Genomic DNA, 13973 nt, shown 5'->3' with positions numbered 1-13973 from the left:
ATTATATTTATCGAGAACGCGTTCGATATTGAGATGAGATATTATTTAGACAGAGGGAGAAGATAGGATGGAATTTGTTTGGTATCTAGTTCTTATTTTTAATTTACAGCCGTGGGGAAGACTGATAAAAAGTCCCCCACGGTTAAATCTCTTTCCTTGCTGGATTATGAATTTAGTAAGACGGATCCGTATAGACCCCAGACATACCTAAACCATCAAATACTCGACTATATTTGGAGAATGTAAGGTACTTAGTGCTTGTCGGTGTTTCTTGGTATCTTCCACCGAAAACTCCTTCGATTCTTGCATAGTTCTTAGTCCCGTTATGTGCCAGTGAGTAAACCAAAGCCCCACTATCACCAGGAAGAAGTGAGCTATTATTTTGTGTAAGAACCATGTCCGTGGGTCCACCGATTAAGTCATAGTTAGTAATCGTAATCCTTAAGGATCCGTAGCTATTCCCTACTCCTGAAACAGCATGAATGTAAACATAATCCCCTACCTCCCGATGAATACCAGAATAATCCGTAGTACCAATTGTCATCGTATTACCGTTCAAATAATAGCTTGGATTAACCCCGCTAACATACTCGATGAACCCGGCATCAAACAATGAATTATCTGAGAAAACAGCGTTACTCATTTTACCAATGGAGGATGATCCATCAGATACGTCATACCAAGTCCGGTTTCCACAATGTCCCGCCGTTACCCCAACGTCCTTTAAATTTGCTCTGCCGTTAAAGGATAATGAACAAAAATTCGTGCTTGCTGTTGATTGCATATCAATTTGTTCTCCGGGATACATATTATAGGCTAACGGTTCGTAAACCGCTTTCTCTTCGTTTACTTTCCAGTGGATAATATCAGAATTCCCCTCTTTTAAAATAGCTGCTTCATTTGCTTTATTAGGTTGAGTAGTAGTAATGGCTAAAACACGATTGTTTTCAATATCTAGTCCAACGCCTTGCAAATCAAAGGCTTTAGCCGATTGGGACAGACTGTTTTTCACAGCTTCCAGTTGCTTTTCTGAATATTGTACTTGTTTAATCTCAAAAGTATCCGGAAAATCACTTAATTTCCGAATTTCCAACTCTATTTCAGGGGTTACTTCGGTTAATAGAAAATATTTTTGGCCTTCAATAGAGGTATAGGTTCCCCCATAAATATCACTATAATTTGTTTGCAAATAGATAGAGATTTCTCCATGATCCTCATCCCGTTTAGTTTTCTCAGGATTACTTTCTTCAAAAGGAATAACTGACTTAATGGCGTTTGGAGGCGCGGGGCCAAGGTCTACTTTAATTTCCCCTCTTTCATTGCTTTCCAGATTACTTGAGACAGATACTTGTTTGGTTTCAGAAAAAGCCGTTCCTGTTATCAAAAAGAACGATGAGACAATTATTATAAATGATGACAATTTTCTCTTCACAACCTCAATCCCTTCAATAAATTTTTGGCTCTATTTATAGAACGCATAAACCTCGTGATAGGTTAACCATTTATTGAAATTTTTTTTGTTGTTAGCATTTACTGTAAATTCACTTACTATCAGAGGATCCGTTTTTTTAACATTTCGGTTTTTAATTTTTATCTTCATATCTTTTAACTTCTATCGCTATAGCTTGAGGCGGGCTCGTAAGCAAAGTAGTTGGAGCTGTTACCGTAACTCTCTCACCAATTTCTAGATCCTCGTATAATTTAATATCTGTTATGTGGTAATAAATAACATCGTCTGGATTATCATTATTTAAATAGTCGGACAACTCATTATTGGCTGCGTCATTTTTAGATATATTTCGTACGACCGCAATCATAGGTGTGTTATCATCGTTAATTACCTTATCAAAAATAAAGTCACCTTTCTCTACCTTGGATTGATTGCAACCAATGATTGTGCAACATAGTAATATCGTTATTAATGTTTTGGCTTTTTTCATTTCTGTTCCTCCTAATTCATAGTTTGGATTAGTCTCATTGATGTACCTGAACTCACTTCACAGAAATTATTACATTGCTTAGTCTTAAGTTATTGCTGTAGCAAGATGTGGAGGTTGAAACGCTTTTGATAGTTGTAGATGTTAATTCCCAAAATGAATAGCCATAAGTCCCTTCCCATGACAGATCCATCTAAACTCAATGCAGGAAATAAATAAAATTGGATATAAAGGATTAAAATGTATATAATAATATATAATTTATAAAGACAATGTAATCTATAACATGAAAGGGGCATTAAGATTATGACTGTTACAAGATTTAGAAACTTCCCATTCATCATCAGATTAGTTTCTTTATTATCAGTTTTTACTGGTTTTTTGTACCTACCTTATTTTCTAAATTTAGGATTACCGATATCTCTCGGTCCAGAAATAACTCAAGCCACGATGGCTACAGAAAAGTGGGCATTATTTGCTGTTTTTGGTGGTTTCGGATTATTTGCCGGTTCTTTCTTATATAATTTATCACAAAGCCAACGTTATAAACGCTTTATTTTAGGAATCACGCTTTTTTCCATGTTATTACTAATTTTAGCGCAATTACCTCCACTATTTTTGTGGTTTTATGTGGGAAGTGCAGATTTCTCGTCGACAAGTTTACTGGGGCTTTTTTTACATTTAATATTGTTAGTTCTTGCTTTCTGGGGAGGCATAGCTACAATGCTTGCTTTTGGTAAAACAAACGTCACTTCCTAAGTAACAAAAACCTTTATATTTATCGAGATGCTCTATAATCATTCTCCCTTCCGTAATTAACAAAGTAACTGATCTAGAAAAATAATTAACAAGGCGATCACTCTCACAGAGCGATCGCCTTGTTAATTTCGTAACTTTTATAAGATTGGTATTGCTCTTAATTTCTTGTATTCTCCAGTTTCCAGTAAAGGCCATTCGGCTGAATTCCTTCTGTCCCGATTTCAACGGAGAAAATATTAGCTTCTGAATCTCTAGCTTTTTTTAAATCATCACTACTTGCTTGACCTTCGATTTCGATAAAGCCTTTGAAATCAAGATTTTGATTTTCTACTATTTGTTTTAGAACATCTTCATTAAGACCATTAAGTGCAATTGTAACTCTATCCCCTTTTTCATTAAATGCACGAGCATAAAATACAGAAGAACTAAGTTGGTTCTGCTCATTCATAGTAGTGACTTCTTCAAGAGTTAAAGGTTTGTTAAAAGTAATTTTATACTTGTATTCTTGATCTACAGCGGATGATAAGACACTATCGGCCAGACTTATATATGAAGCAATGTCATCTGCAGTCTTCAGACCTTTATAGGAAGGGCTCACAACCTGTCCCTCGGAGTCATTACTCTGAAGCTCAATTTGATTCAATATTTCCATTTTTTCGTCCCAGGTTGGTATGTAAGACTGATCTAACATCAAAGTTGACATTGTCGATAAATCATTCCAGTAATGACCTGCCAATGAATCTGTAGAGTTTGGAATAGTATTGAAATCTCCACCTGGAAATAATGGAGAGCCACTCATAGACGAATAAGCAATCATGTAAGGGTTACTGGAACCAGACTTTGACCATGAAGCATAAAAATTATAATCGACCAAATCTTGAATTTCAGCTTTCCCGACTGCTACAACCTCAATTTCATCAACTTTTCCATCTGAATTATCATCCTCGAAATCGAACTTAGGATCAGGTAAGTTACTTGAGGCACCGCCACCAGAATCAAGAGCGCTCTTTCCATTATCCCTAAAATCAAAGGTAGGGTAATTTGCCACCCATGACATATAGTCAACTTGGCTAGCAGACCACCAAAAATCCAACTCGTTATATGCTAGAGTGGATGAAATTTTTTCAGCTGTAAAAGTTCCGGAAATAGGTTTGTCCCAATTTGTCAATGTATTATTGGTCCAAGTTTTTGTTGCGGCAAATGCACTTGTAGAAAAAGCAGAGAACGAAAGTGCCACTACTGCTAAACATGTTACGAATTTTTTACTAGTTAAAGTCAAACTACTCACTCCTTGTAAGCGTTATATTAGTATACATAAAATTACTTTAATACTAACTTCCCCCTCCTTTTTTAAGTTTTTTAAGTGTCCCTTACAGCTACTTTAATGCGGTGTACAATAATATAACGATTATAATTACAAATTCTTACTAAAATACATAAATTTATTTCAAAATTTGATATTTTATGGGGGAGTTTAAATGAGCATACAAATCAAGACTTCAATCAACGAGGAGAAAAGGGGTACAGACATTTCTCCAGAAGAAAAGGTCTACTGATTGTATTATCACTATTTGTATAGATACATTGTTCCACTGATTAAAGATCATTCGTCGATAGAGGATATTATTCATGATTCATTTATTAAAATTATGAACCATTGGCCAAGAGGAACCGTTCCAGATATAGCTTGGATAAAAAGAGTCGTGAGAAACACTGCGTTAGATCACTATAGAAAACTTAAAAAAGTTCAGATTTTCTATGACGCTGAACAGGTAAATACAATAAAGGAATTAGACAGCCACATAAACACATTAGATAGAATTGAAGAGAAAATAAAAAAAGAATTGTTACATCAAACGATAAATGAGTTAAAAAGAGACTATAGAGATTTAATCAAATTATTTTATTTTCAAGGAAAATCCTATAAAGAAATTTCTCAGGAACTTAAATTGTCGGAACAAGTGATTACTCAACGGCTATTTAGAGCAAGAAAAAAGCTATATCATAGTTTTTCGAAAAAATGGTAAAAACTACGGGGGGGTACCATTGAAAAAGGCGATCAATGAAGTAGTAAGTGCCTTTCACAATGGCCAAGAGCATTCGAATTATTATTCAAATAAAGCCGACCCAAAGGGAATCCCTCGAAAAGATATTTGAAGCCAGCCTAGTCTTATGATAGCCACCTGTCAACAAGTTACTTATACGGAAAATAGAATCAACTACTAATGTTAAATGACATATGTATAAAAGTTGACTTTTGTGACGATACTTCTAATATTAAAAAGTATTTGGGAGGTAAATAAAGTGAATGATATAATTTATGAGAAAACTCGTGGTCTTATTTTGGACTTCTTGCAATAGTAACGAAAAGTTTTGCTTTGTTATAGCTGCTTCTGGAACGGAAACGGGGAATACCTTTTTGAAAAAATACTGTGAAGATAATACAAGAGCTTTATATATGGATCTACCGTCCTTAGAGTTAAAATCTCCTAATCCATATTAAAATGTATACTTCAGACATTAGGAGTTCCTAATGTTAATAGAACGACTTCACAATTATATGAATATTTAGAGATTGTCCTAAGTAATAAGGACATTTCTCTTCTGATAATTGATGACATTCAGCAAATTAAATTTAGCAGACACAGTTTTGAGGTTTTTGAATTTTTAAGATTCCTTTCAGAGAAATTTAGTGTGAAATTTGTTTGTGCAGGTAACGAAATTCCTGAGTTTTCATCAGAAGTCGCTAGATATAGTAGGATTCAAAAAGTAGTGTAAAACAAGCTAAGTGTCAGACCTCGATCAGTTATCGAGGTCTTTTTTTGTGCATTAATCGTATTGGAGACTAATTGTATACACTAAATACATTAATTTGTATATTTATTCAGTTCCTCGATTGCTGATATTCTCATCAATTATGAATTTTAATACGATTATTCTTGTTTTCTTAATAGTCCTTCTCAATAATTATGAAAACGCCTCTTGATATATTAGGGTTTTTACAGTGCTTTCTCTCAAAAATTATGACGCCACACAGAAGAGAAGAAGTAAGTAGAATATGCCAGAGACATGAAAATTTTTTCAACCACTTTGTGGCTTACGCCCTTCGATCATCGGATGTATAATCATGGAAGAAGCAGGCAGCAAGCGCCCCAGCCTAAGATCAATGCTATCTAAGGCTGGGGCGCTTTTGTGAATTCAAAAGATGTTATATGGAATTATGGATTCTTTTGATCAAGGAAAGGGAGTGTTTTCCATGGAACTTCAAGAAATCAATCAAAAGTTAAAAGAAACAAGAGACGAATTACTTGGAATCCTTAATGGAGTGAGCGGAGATCAATTAAACCAGAAGAAAGACTCGGACAGTTGGAGTATCAGCCAGGTGTGTCAGCACCTATATAAGACAGAAGAATTATATGTGGTTGCTATTAAAAGAGGATTAAAGGGCAAGGAAGATTCAATTATTGAGAATAAACCTTTGGAATTTCTGCTGGACAGAAGTAGAAAGTTAGAAGCACCTGACATTGCTAAACCAACCGATGAGTCTATAGAATATCAAGAAATTGTCGAGAAACTGCATCATTCAAGAGAGAAGCTAACGGAACTGCTCCATTCATTAGAAGACCCGTCCGTGCTAAGCAGAAGACATTTCACCCACCCCGTCTTTAAAGAGATGTTATTAATTGAATGGGTTAAATCACTTTACTTGCATGAACAAAGACATATTAAACAAATAAATGAAATGATCGAAGGATTTAAATAATTCTTTTGCTTACTTTGATATGATAGGGACAAGAAAATAGTGGGAAGTGAGGAGAAGTGGTGGATAAAAAAGCGAAAAAGACTTTACTCCAAACGTTCTGGTCATCCAGCGGCTGGAAAAGCAGTCCTTTGCCGTTCGTTGGGGAGGATTTTGATTACGCGAAGAGCATGAGGCTGATGTTCGACCCCATCACCATCAGACATGATGAGCTGGTCCAGCGGCTGCACTGCCTGCATCAGACGGTTACAAAAGAAAAGGTGGCAGCTGCTTTTCTGCACAGCTTGTCCACGAAACAGGTCCATTTGCGAAGCGCGCTCTCCAGCTGGGCGCTGACCTCGCGCCTGCCTCTTCATACGTACGAAGAGCGGCGCTCGGCCGTGCCGAATTACAGCAGCTGCGGGGATTGCAATCACGCGGGGCTGCAGTCCGACCGGGATTATATGAATGCCGACTTGAATGTGCTTAATTTCGAACGGGTCAAATGGGGAGGCATCCGTTTGAATCACCTGCTCTACTGCTGGCTTGATCTGGAGCTGTTGAGCCATGAGGAGAGCTTAACGGTGGATGATGAAGATATCGCCATCCTGCGGGGTCTGATAGAAGCCGTTGAAGACTGTACCGAACAAGAAAGCCCACGTCATTTGGAGAAGCGCTGGAAGGATGTTTTACCTTCAAGCAAGCATGAACGAGACGTGCTCATGGAAGTTTGGGGATATGCCGGCGTGCTGGTTCCGCAGGATACACCTCGCACGCGTCCGAGGAGAAACGACGATTTTTTCTCGATGTCGGAGTGGCAAGGAAGCGACGGGTATTCCCGGGATGCGCTTCAGTATTATTTCGGCGAATATCTATAAATCGCACTTTATCACAATAGGTTCAAGTTTGCGTGCCCGATTAGGATTAAAAGGGAGGGTTAGAATGGAGCAGCAATATCACACGTTGTATGATCACGGGAAGCTGTCTTATAGGAGGGAAAGCTTGGACCATCTGGGAATGCCCGATAAGATGGCGGAAGCGCTAGTGCATTGGGGAATGCCGGACTTTGATCCGCAGGAGCCTCCTTTGGGTCTTCTGTTTCACGAAGCGTTACCGCTGCAGGATGTTCATGGAGCCTATATCGCGATCGGAAGGGAAATCTGGAGCGAAGGGCTTCATGTCGCGATCAAAAGGGATACAGGGGTGGTATGGGCAATAACGGAGGGCGGTACACAGAAACCGACCTATATGAACGCCTCCATCGAGAGCCTGCTCGCCTTTATGGATCGTGTGCTTCGATTCAAACAGCAAACGGAGCGCTTGCAGCCCGATCCTCCTCCCATGATCTTGACGGCAGAACAATCTCGCCTGATGCTTGAGAAGTTCAGGAGAGGGGAGATCAAGCCGAGAACCCGACCGGACGCCTTGCAAGCTCAGCACGAGTGGAAGGCGGCCTTCGAACAAATGATGCTGGAACTGAAAGACATGGACCTTACTGCCGTCCGTTCCTCATCATGGTGGGGAATTGTGCTGAAGGAAATGAAGGAGCGCTTGAGGTAGCACAATGGGGCTTCATGGCTGCACAGCATGAACAGTCGTTACCATACTCCTCGAAATCCACATGGTGGAGTTAGAAGTAAGTCCATTCGTGGATATCATGGAAAGTAGAAAAGAAAACGACATACCAATAGATTTTATAAGATCAGGTATCTACATAATCGAGAGTAGGCCTGGTTCCACTATATAGAATTGGACTTCCTACATATGGATAATTGAAGACATATTAGAGAGGAGCTTCAAATGAGAAGCATTAAACCAGGTCGTGGACCATCGGCCATGGGAGCGGTTGGGAGTGTTGCGGTTGGAATTTTCGGGATTTTCTGGACGATATCGGCAGCAAGCATGGGGGCTCCTGTCTTTTTTGTACTGTTTGGAGTCGTCTTTGTCGGGGTCGCGATTGTGCAGGGAATTTTTCATCTTAAAAATGCTACTGGAGCTAACCGCATGTCAATATATGATATTACCGACGACGAACCGGATCCATTAGACCCTTACCTTAAAGCGAATTCAAGGCAAAGTGTTAACAACGAAGAATTTAGACAGGATGGCGATTTCAATTTCTGCCCGTATTGTGGGAGAGCGATCAAACATGACGCGTACCAATATTGTCCGAAGTGCGGAAATGACATTGGGGAGAGGCAGTAGTCTTACTGGGAGTGGCATTTAAAATGACAGGATGGGAGGATGAATGTTGGGATTTCATGACACGTACAGATTTGGTGTGCATGCCATCATATCGAATGCCGACGGCAAGCTGCTCTTATTGAAGCGAACCTATGGGAACAAGGGGTGGAGTTTGCCCGGAGGCGGGGTGGATCCCGGTGAAACGATCCATGAAGCGATTTTTCGTGAATGTCGCGAAGAACTGGGCCTCACCATACAAGATGTGGTCTTAACCGGATTTTATTACCACAGCCACATCAATGCACAGGTCGGCATTTTTCGTTGTTCGATCCCGCCACAGGAGGAAATTATCCTTAGCGCCGAGCATTCGGAGTATAAATGGGTCGAGTTGTCGGAGCTAAGCGAAGTTCAGCGATTAAGGGCCATGGATGCATTGGCTTATCAGGGAGAAGTCAAAAGCCGGGCGTTTTAGGGTTCATTCCGTTCTTCATAGAGCTGTAACCGTTACTGTCCATGTTCAAATCAACAACGCTACGTTAGCCAGCACCGTGCACGATGTTCCATCCCAAGCGGTAGACGAATCCAAACAGCCAGCCATCATAGAAAAGAGGCTAACCGTGAAATCGGTTAGCCTCTTTGTTTTCGGTAAAGCCTGAGATCCCCGGCTTATGACCTAAAGACCATTGCATGCGGATGAAGCCCTACTCCTTCAAAGAGCCAATCAACAGCCCTTTAATGAAATACCGCTGCAGGAACGGATAGAACAGCACCACCGGACCGATCGTCAGAATGGCGGTGGCCATCTTCACCGATTCCTGAGGCAGCGTCTGGGTGCCGAGGATGGCTCCGCTGCTCTGCATCTGTTGGATCATGCTGATCTCGGAGTTCAGCTTAAACAGCAGGTACTGAAGGGGATACAGCTTCTCGTTGTCCACCAGCATGATGGCGTTGAACCAGTTGTTCCAGTAAGCAATGCCGTAGAACAGCGTAATCGTGGCCAGGACGGGCATGCATAGCGGGAAGAAGATTCGGAACGCGATATAGAAGTCGCTTGCGCCGTCGATTTTGGCCGCCTCCGTAAGAGAAGGCGGGATTTGGGACATGTAGTTCCGGACGAGAAACAGGTTGAACGGGTTGAACACCAGGGACGGGATGATCAAGGCCCAAATCGTATTGTTCATGCCGAGATTGAGGTTGATCAGGTACCAGGGAACCAGGCCCGTGTTAAACACCATCGTAATGAAAAAGAACAGTCCGAGCCCATTGCGGTAACGGATATGCTTGGCGGCCAGCGTATATCCGGCCATGGATGTAATGGTGACCGCAAGGATCGTACCGATCACCGTCACGAGGATCGAGATCATGTAACTCCGGTACAGCGGCGTGCTGCCGAACAGGAGCAGCTTGTATGCATCCAGCGACAGCTCGGTCGGAAACAGCTGGTAACCGAACTGCTTAATGCTGGCTTCGTCGGTAAAGGACACCATGAGCACAAGCAGCATGGGCAGGATGCAGAGAATGGAGATGATGCCGATCAGTGCTGCATTCACGGCGTCGAAAAATTTAGGTCTGGACGTCATCTAAGTTTGGCTCCTTTCCGAATGGTTCCGGCTCGCTTTAGAACAAGGCGTGGTCCGGATTCACTTTTTTCACGATTTTATTGCTTCCCCATACGAGAATAAAGCCGACGACGGATTGATACAGCCCGACAGCCATTGCCTGTGCCGGATTCCCGATGGTGCGGAGGGAACGGAACACATATGTGTCGATGACGTCTACGGTCGGATAGAGCAGCCCGTTGTCCTTCACGATGGCATAGATCATGTCGAAGCTGCCGTACATGATTTTGCCCAAAGCGAGCAGGGTCAAGATGGATATGGTCGGCAGCATGAGCGGAATGGTGATATGGCGGATGAGCTGCCAGCGGGTAGCGCCGTCGATCCGGCCGGCTTCGTAATAACTGTCATCAATCCCCGTAATGGCCGCCAGATAGATGACGAGGTTCATCCCGAGATCCTTCCAGACCGCCGCGGTCGTAAGAATCCACGTCCAGTATTGCGGAGAGGCATACCAGTTGACGGGATCGACATGGAAGAACGCCAGGATCCGGTTCAGGATACCGTAGTCGGTCGACAGCAAGCTGTAGATGATGTAGCTGACGATGACCCAGGATAAGAAATGGGGGAACAAAATCGTAGATTGGGTCACCCTCGAGAACCAGCGGCTGCGGAGCTCATTGAACAGAATGGCCAGCGCCATGGCTGCGAGCGTGCCAACGATGATGAATAGAAAATTGAGCTTCAAGGTGTTGAAGGTGACCTCCCACGCCCGGGGTGACGAGAAGAAGAACTTGAAATTGTCGAAGCCGACCCAGGCGGAATTGAAGAGTCCCGTCTTGAAGTTGAATTTCTGGAACGCAATGAGCATGTACGGAAGCGTGAAATATCCGAAGACCAGCGTATAGATGGCAGCCGGTACGACGAGCAGGTAGGCGGATCCGTTCGAGCGGATTTCGCGCAGGAAGCCGGAGCGGCTTTTTTTCATTGGTAAGCACGTCCTTTCGTTTGTGATGGCGGTTGCAAGCGTCTGCAGTTCTGATTCGAGTGTAAAGAGAGTTACCGCGGGCAGTAAACTATGAAAATAGAGTTTGAACGGATTGAAGGGAGGAACGTGTGCTTTAAAAAACGGAAAAAACTTTGAATTTGAGTATTTTGAAGCATGTCGTCCGGATTGAATAAAGGCCCAAAAGCCTTTGTTTTATAAGGGATTTAGCCGATGAAGTCTATAAAGGAAAGATGGGGGAGGAAAATAAAGAATGCGTTTTCATATTGATGAATGCCCTGAGCAAATGTAAGATGAGAGTAAAATATGAATCCGTTCCAAGTGATCGGTTCGCTAGGAAACACTACTAAATTGACATATATATTACATATAATGTTAGCAATATTCATGAACATTGAAGATTTCAGTTTAACGATACAGACCAAATGGCAAGGAGGGAGAATATGATCCGGCAGCGATTATTCCGTTATGCAGTGTATCGAAATATGTTTCTCAGCTTTGTTTTACTCACGGCAGCCATGATTGCCCTCGTAACCGTCGTCCTGTACATGATGTTCTCCTGGAGCACCGCGAAGGAGGTAGGGAACATATCCGAGTCGATGCTGAAGCAGAACAGCGCCGTATCCAGTGTCATCCGCGACCAGGTGTATAACGTGGGCAACCTTCTGCTCAGCGACAAGGAGATCGTGAACGCCCTGTTGGACAAAGAGGCCGATCCGGTGAAACAGTATGGCGTGTTTGGCACCCTTAACCGAGTCCAGTCCACATACCCGTTCATTCATTCGATCGGGATCTACAACGGCTCGAATAATACGTATTTGAATACGAAGGGGATTACCAAGGAGCAGGAGATGGCGCTGCTGGAGGAGATCAACAGCAAGAATACATCTTATTTTCACCTGTTCCCGCGCAAGATCTCTTCCGCCACTTCGGCGAACCGGAGCGAAGACGTCCTTACCTTCGTCCTCCTTCCGAGCTATTATTCGCCGCTAAGCTCCAAAGGAGCGATCGTGATCAACATGAGCACCGACACCATCCAGGATCTGATCGGAGGCTACCGCAACGAAGCGGTGGATTCGCTGCATGTTATTGACGACAATGGAACCATCATCACCCATTCGGATCGGTCCCGCTTCATGGAGGATATATCGCAGGAATCCTATGTCCAGTCCATTCTGGCATCGGATGCGGAGAGCGGTTATTTCACCCGCTCCATTGACGGCAGCAAGAGCCTTGTTACCTATGTCAAATCCAAGGATATGAACTGGACGTATATCAGCGTAAGCCAATATCATAATCTGCTGTTCAACATGCAGGCCCTCCGAACGTCGGCGCTGGTTCTCGCTTTGGCCTGCTTCGCCGTCAGCATGTTTTTATCGATCTGGCTGACGCATCATGCATACAACCCGATCCGCCATCTGCTGGAGAAAATGAGCGCCATTCCGAAGATAAAGGACCGTCGGCAGATCAACGAATTTGCGATATTGGACACAACCTACGCCGAGATGACGGAGAAAATGAAATCGATGGAGTCCGCGGCTTCCGCTGCACGCCAAGCCCATGTTCTGCAGCTGCTCAAGGGAGGAGATGAGACGGCATTCCGCCGTTTGGCCGGGGAAGGCAAGGGCCCCTATTTCCTGGCGGCGGCTCTCTTGCTCGATAGTCAGGACGGCTCGCCCGGCGGCGAGGACGAGGAGCTCCAATCGTATTCCTGCGCAGCCGTTGCCCGGGCGGCCCAGCAAATGCTGGAGCCGGAGGGAGCGAGCGTGGCAACGGTGGGGGACGGGACCGTGGCGATCATTCTTCCTATGAAGCAGAACCGGCCTCCGCTCCATGTATTGGGCATGCTGGAGGAGCTGCAGGGCGAGCTGCTCCGCACGCTCCGCGTGTCCGTTACTGTCGGCATCGGAACGGGAGCGCAGACATACGAGGAGCTGCGCGAATCGTTCGATTGCGCGCAGTCCTGCTTCCAGCAGCGTTTCTTCGAAGGCAAGGGGAAGATGCTCCATGGCGATCCGGTCATCACCGCGGAGGTGGAGCATTCCGAGGCGCAGTATCCGGACAAACGGGAGAAGCGCATTATCGAGGCCATCAAGCTGCAGCAGCGGGATAAACTGGAGAAGGAAATCGATCAGTGGATCAAGGAAATTCGCGATTACAACTATCATGAAGTCATGTTTTTCATCAACCAGTTCATCGGGGGCCTGTACAAGCAGCTCAATGTCCATACGGTGAAAAATCGGGAAAGCGCGGATCTCTTTCTTGACTTTACGCGGCGGATTACCCGCTTTCAGACGCTGCAGGAAACCGCGGATGCCCTGAAGGATCTTGCCCTTAGGCTCTGCAGCCTGTCCGAGGAATCGGGAGCGGTAAGGCATGCGGAGGTGGTTGATTTTATCCAGATGTACGTACGCAAGCATTATGCAAGGCCGGACATGTCGCTCGAGCAGGTTGCGGGGGAGGTGAAGCTGTCCCGCAGCTATGTCGGCAAGCTGTTCAAGGCGCATTGCGAGCTGTCGTTCAACGATTACCTGAATGCCGTTCGACTGGAAAAGGCACGGGAGCTTCTCGCGAGCACCGAGGAGTCGATTCAATCGATCAGCGAGCAGGTGGGCATTCTGAATACAACCTATTTCTATACGCTGTTTAAAAAGCACTACCAGATCTCGCCGGCCCAGTTCCGAAGCCAGCAGGCGATCGAGACGAAAAAGGCGCAGTGACGGTCATTTCTAGCGTTTTAAAATGGCGAAAAGAATCATTTTGAAGTATACGTCATCCCTAATGTCTCCTTA

Annotated in this window: 14 protein-coding genes; 9 read left to right on the top strand and 5 right to left on the bottom strand. The window is 43.7% G+C overall.

Annotation, left to right across the window (positions count from 1 at the left end; translation table 11 throughout):
- Positions 1 to 172: 172 nt before the first annotated feature.
- Together OHJ21_RS14965 and OHJ21_RS14960 are read right to left on the bottom strand one after the other, a co-directional pair.
- A complete protein-coding gene (locus tag OHJ21_RS14965) occupies positions 173 to 1432 on the bottom strand; it encodes a chymotrypsin family serine protease (protein ID WP_009589838.1) in 1260 nt (419 codons plus the stop codon).
- A 151-nt stretch (positions 1433 to 1583) separates the two neighbouring features.
- Positions 1584 to 1940: a DUF3221 domain-containing protein gene (locus OHJ21_RS14960; RefSeq protein ID WP_009590036.1), complete on the bottom strand. Its 357-nt coding sequence runs from the start codon at positions 1938 to 1940 to the stop codon at positions 1584 to 1586.
- A gap of 303 nt (positions 1941 to 2243) precedes the next feature.
- On the opposite strand from OHJ21_RS14960, the gene OHJ21_RS14955 reads away from it, so the two are divergent.
- Positions 2244 to 2696, top strand: a complete 453-nt coding sequence (locus OHJ21_RS14955) for a hypothetical protein (RefSeq protein ID WP_133120331.1) — start codon at positions 2244 to 2246, stop codon at positions 2694 to 2696.
- A 157-nt stretch (positions 2697 to 2853) separates the two neighbouring features.
- On the opposite strand, the gene OHJ21_RS14950 is transcribed toward OHJ21_RS14955, so the two are convergent.
- Entirely contained in the window at positions 2854 to 3975 is a 1122-nt protein-coding gene (locus OHJ21_RS14950) for a hypothetical protein (protein WP_009589800.1), read from the bottom strand.
- Between the two features lie 277 nt (positions 3976 to 4252).
- Here OHJ21_RS14950 and OHJ21_RS14945 point away from each other — a divergent pair, with 277 nt between their 5' ends.
- The 7 genes from OHJ21_RS14945 (at position 4253) to OHJ21_RS14915 (ending at position 9091) form a co-directional block, all read left to right on the top strand.
- The gene (locus OHJ21_RS14945) at positions 4253 to 4723 is read left to right on the top strand and encodes an RNA polymerase sigma factor (RefSeq protein WP_486020388.1); all 471 of its coding nucleotides are present in this window, start codon (positions 4253 to 4255) and stop codon (positions 4721 to 4723) included.
- A gap of 469 nt (positions 4724 to 5192) precedes the next feature.
- The gene (locus OHJ21_RS14940; protein WP_083829904.1) at positions 5193 to 5474 is read left to right on the top strand and encodes an AAA family ATPase; all 282 of its coding nucleotides are present in this window, start codon (positions 5193 to 5195) and stop codon (positions 5472 to 5474) included.
- A gap of 478 nt (positions 5475 to 5952) precedes the next feature.
- The gene (locus OHJ21_RS14935; protein WP_486020386.1) at positions 5953 to 6459 is read left to right on the top strand and encodes a DinB family protein; all 507 of its coding nucleotides are present in this window, start codon (positions 5953 to 5955) and stop codon (positions 6457 to 6459) included.
- Between the two features lie 59 nt (positions 6460 to 6518).
- On the top strand, positions 6519 to 7313 hold the full coding sequence (locus tag OHJ21_RS14930) for a hypothetical protein (protein ID WP_394054432.1): 795 nt from the start codon (positions 6519 to 6521) through the stop codon (positions 7311 to 7313).
- A gap of 64 nt (positions 7314 to 7377) precedes the next feature.
- On the top strand, positions 7378 to 7995 hold the full coding sequence (locus OHJ21_RS14925) for an SUKH-4 family immunity protein (protein WP_486020385.1): 618 nt from the start codon (positions 7378 to 7380) through the stop codon (positions 7993 to 7995).
- Between the two features lie 240 nt (positions 7996 to 8235).
- Complete coding sequence (locus OHJ21_RS14920) at positions 8236 to 8640, top strand: zinc ribbon domain-containing protein (RefSeq protein WP_100538394.1); 405 nt, start codon at positions 8236 to 8238, stop codon at positions 8638 to 8640.
- A gap of 46 nt (positions 8641 to 8686) precedes the next feature.
- A complete protein-coding gene (locus OHJ21_RS14915; protein WP_486020384.1) occupies positions 8687 to 9091 on the top strand; it encodes an NUDIX hydrolase in 405 nt (134 codons plus the stop codon).
- A 229-nt stretch (positions 9092 to 9320) separates the two neighbouring features.
- Here the strand turns inward: OHJ21_RS14915 and OHJ21_RS14910 are convergent, their stop codons facing one another.
- Together OHJ21_RS14910 and OHJ21_RS14905 are read right to left on the bottom strand one after the other, a co-directional pair.
- Positions 9321 to 10199 (bottom strand): carbohydrate ABC transporter permease, encoded by an 879-nt coding sequence (locus OHJ21_RS14910; RefSeq protein ID WP_100538392.1) that lies wholly within the window; start codon positions 10197 to 10199, stop codon positions 9321 to 9323.
- Between the two features lie 37 nt (positions 10200 to 10236).
- Complete coding sequence (locus OHJ21_RS14905) at positions 10237 to 11163, bottom strand: ABC transporter permease (RefSeq protein WP_100538391.1); 927 nt, start codon at positions 11161 to 11163, stop codon at positions 10237 to 10239.
- Between the two features lie 461 nt (positions 11164 to 11624).
- On the opposite strand from OHJ21_RS14905, the gene OHJ21_RS14900 reads away from it, so the two are divergent.
- The gene (locus tag OHJ21_RS14900) at positions 11625 to 13901 is read left to right on the top strand and encodes a helix-turn-helix domain-containing protein (RefSeq protein ID WP_486020383.1); all 2277 of its coding nucleotides are present in this window, start codon (positions 11625 to 11627) and stop codon (positions 13899 to 13901) included.
- Positions 13902 to 13973 lie beyond the last annotated feature (72 nt).

Source organism: Virgibacillus sp. LDC1 (assembly GCF_025792345.1).
Lineage (GTDB): Bacteria > Bacillota > Bacilli > Paenibacillales > Paenibacillaceae > Paenibacillus_AQ > Paenibacillus_AQ lautus.
The sequence above is the reverse complement of the archived record's forward strand: the minus strand, read 5'-3'. Positions and strand labels throughout refer to the sequence as shown.

What these genes read in the sequence shown, in the direction of transcription:
- OHJ21_RS14910 (WP_100538392.1), bottom strand. Translation starts at nt 10,199, where the DNA reads ATGACGTCCAGACCTAAATTTTTCGACGCCGTGAATGCAGCACTGATC.
- OHJ21_RS14925 (WP_486020385.1), top strand. Translation starts at nt 7,378, where the DNA reads ATGGAGCAGCAATATCACACGTTGTATGATCACGGGAAGCTGTCTTAT.
- OHJ21_RS14900 (WP_486020383.1), top strand. Translation starts at nt 11,625, where the DNA reads ATGATCCGGCAGCGATTATTCCGTTATGCAGTGTATCGAAATATGTTT.
- OHJ21_RS14935 (WP_486020386.1), top strand. Translation starts at nt 5,953, where the DNA reads ATGGAACTTCAAGAAATCAATCAAAAGTTAAAAGAAACAAGAGACGAA.
- OHJ21_RS14955 (WP_133120331.1), top strand. Translation starts at nt 2,244, where the DNA reads ATGACTGTTACAAGATTTAGAAACTTCCCATTCATCATCAGATTAGTT.
- OHJ21_RS14920 (WP_100538394.1), top strand. Translation starts at nt 8,236, where the DNA reads ATGAGAAGCATTAAACCAGGTCGTGGACCATCGGCCATGGGAGCGGTT.
- OHJ21_RS14960 (WP_009590036.1), bottom strand. Translation starts at nt 1,940, where the DNA reads ATGAAAAAAGCCAAAACATTAATAACGATATTACTATGTTGCACAATC.
- OHJ21_RS14905 (WP_100538391.1), bottom strand. Translation starts at nt 11,163, where the DNA reads ATGAAAAAAAGCCGCTCCGGCTTCCTGCGCGAAATCCGCTCGAACGGA.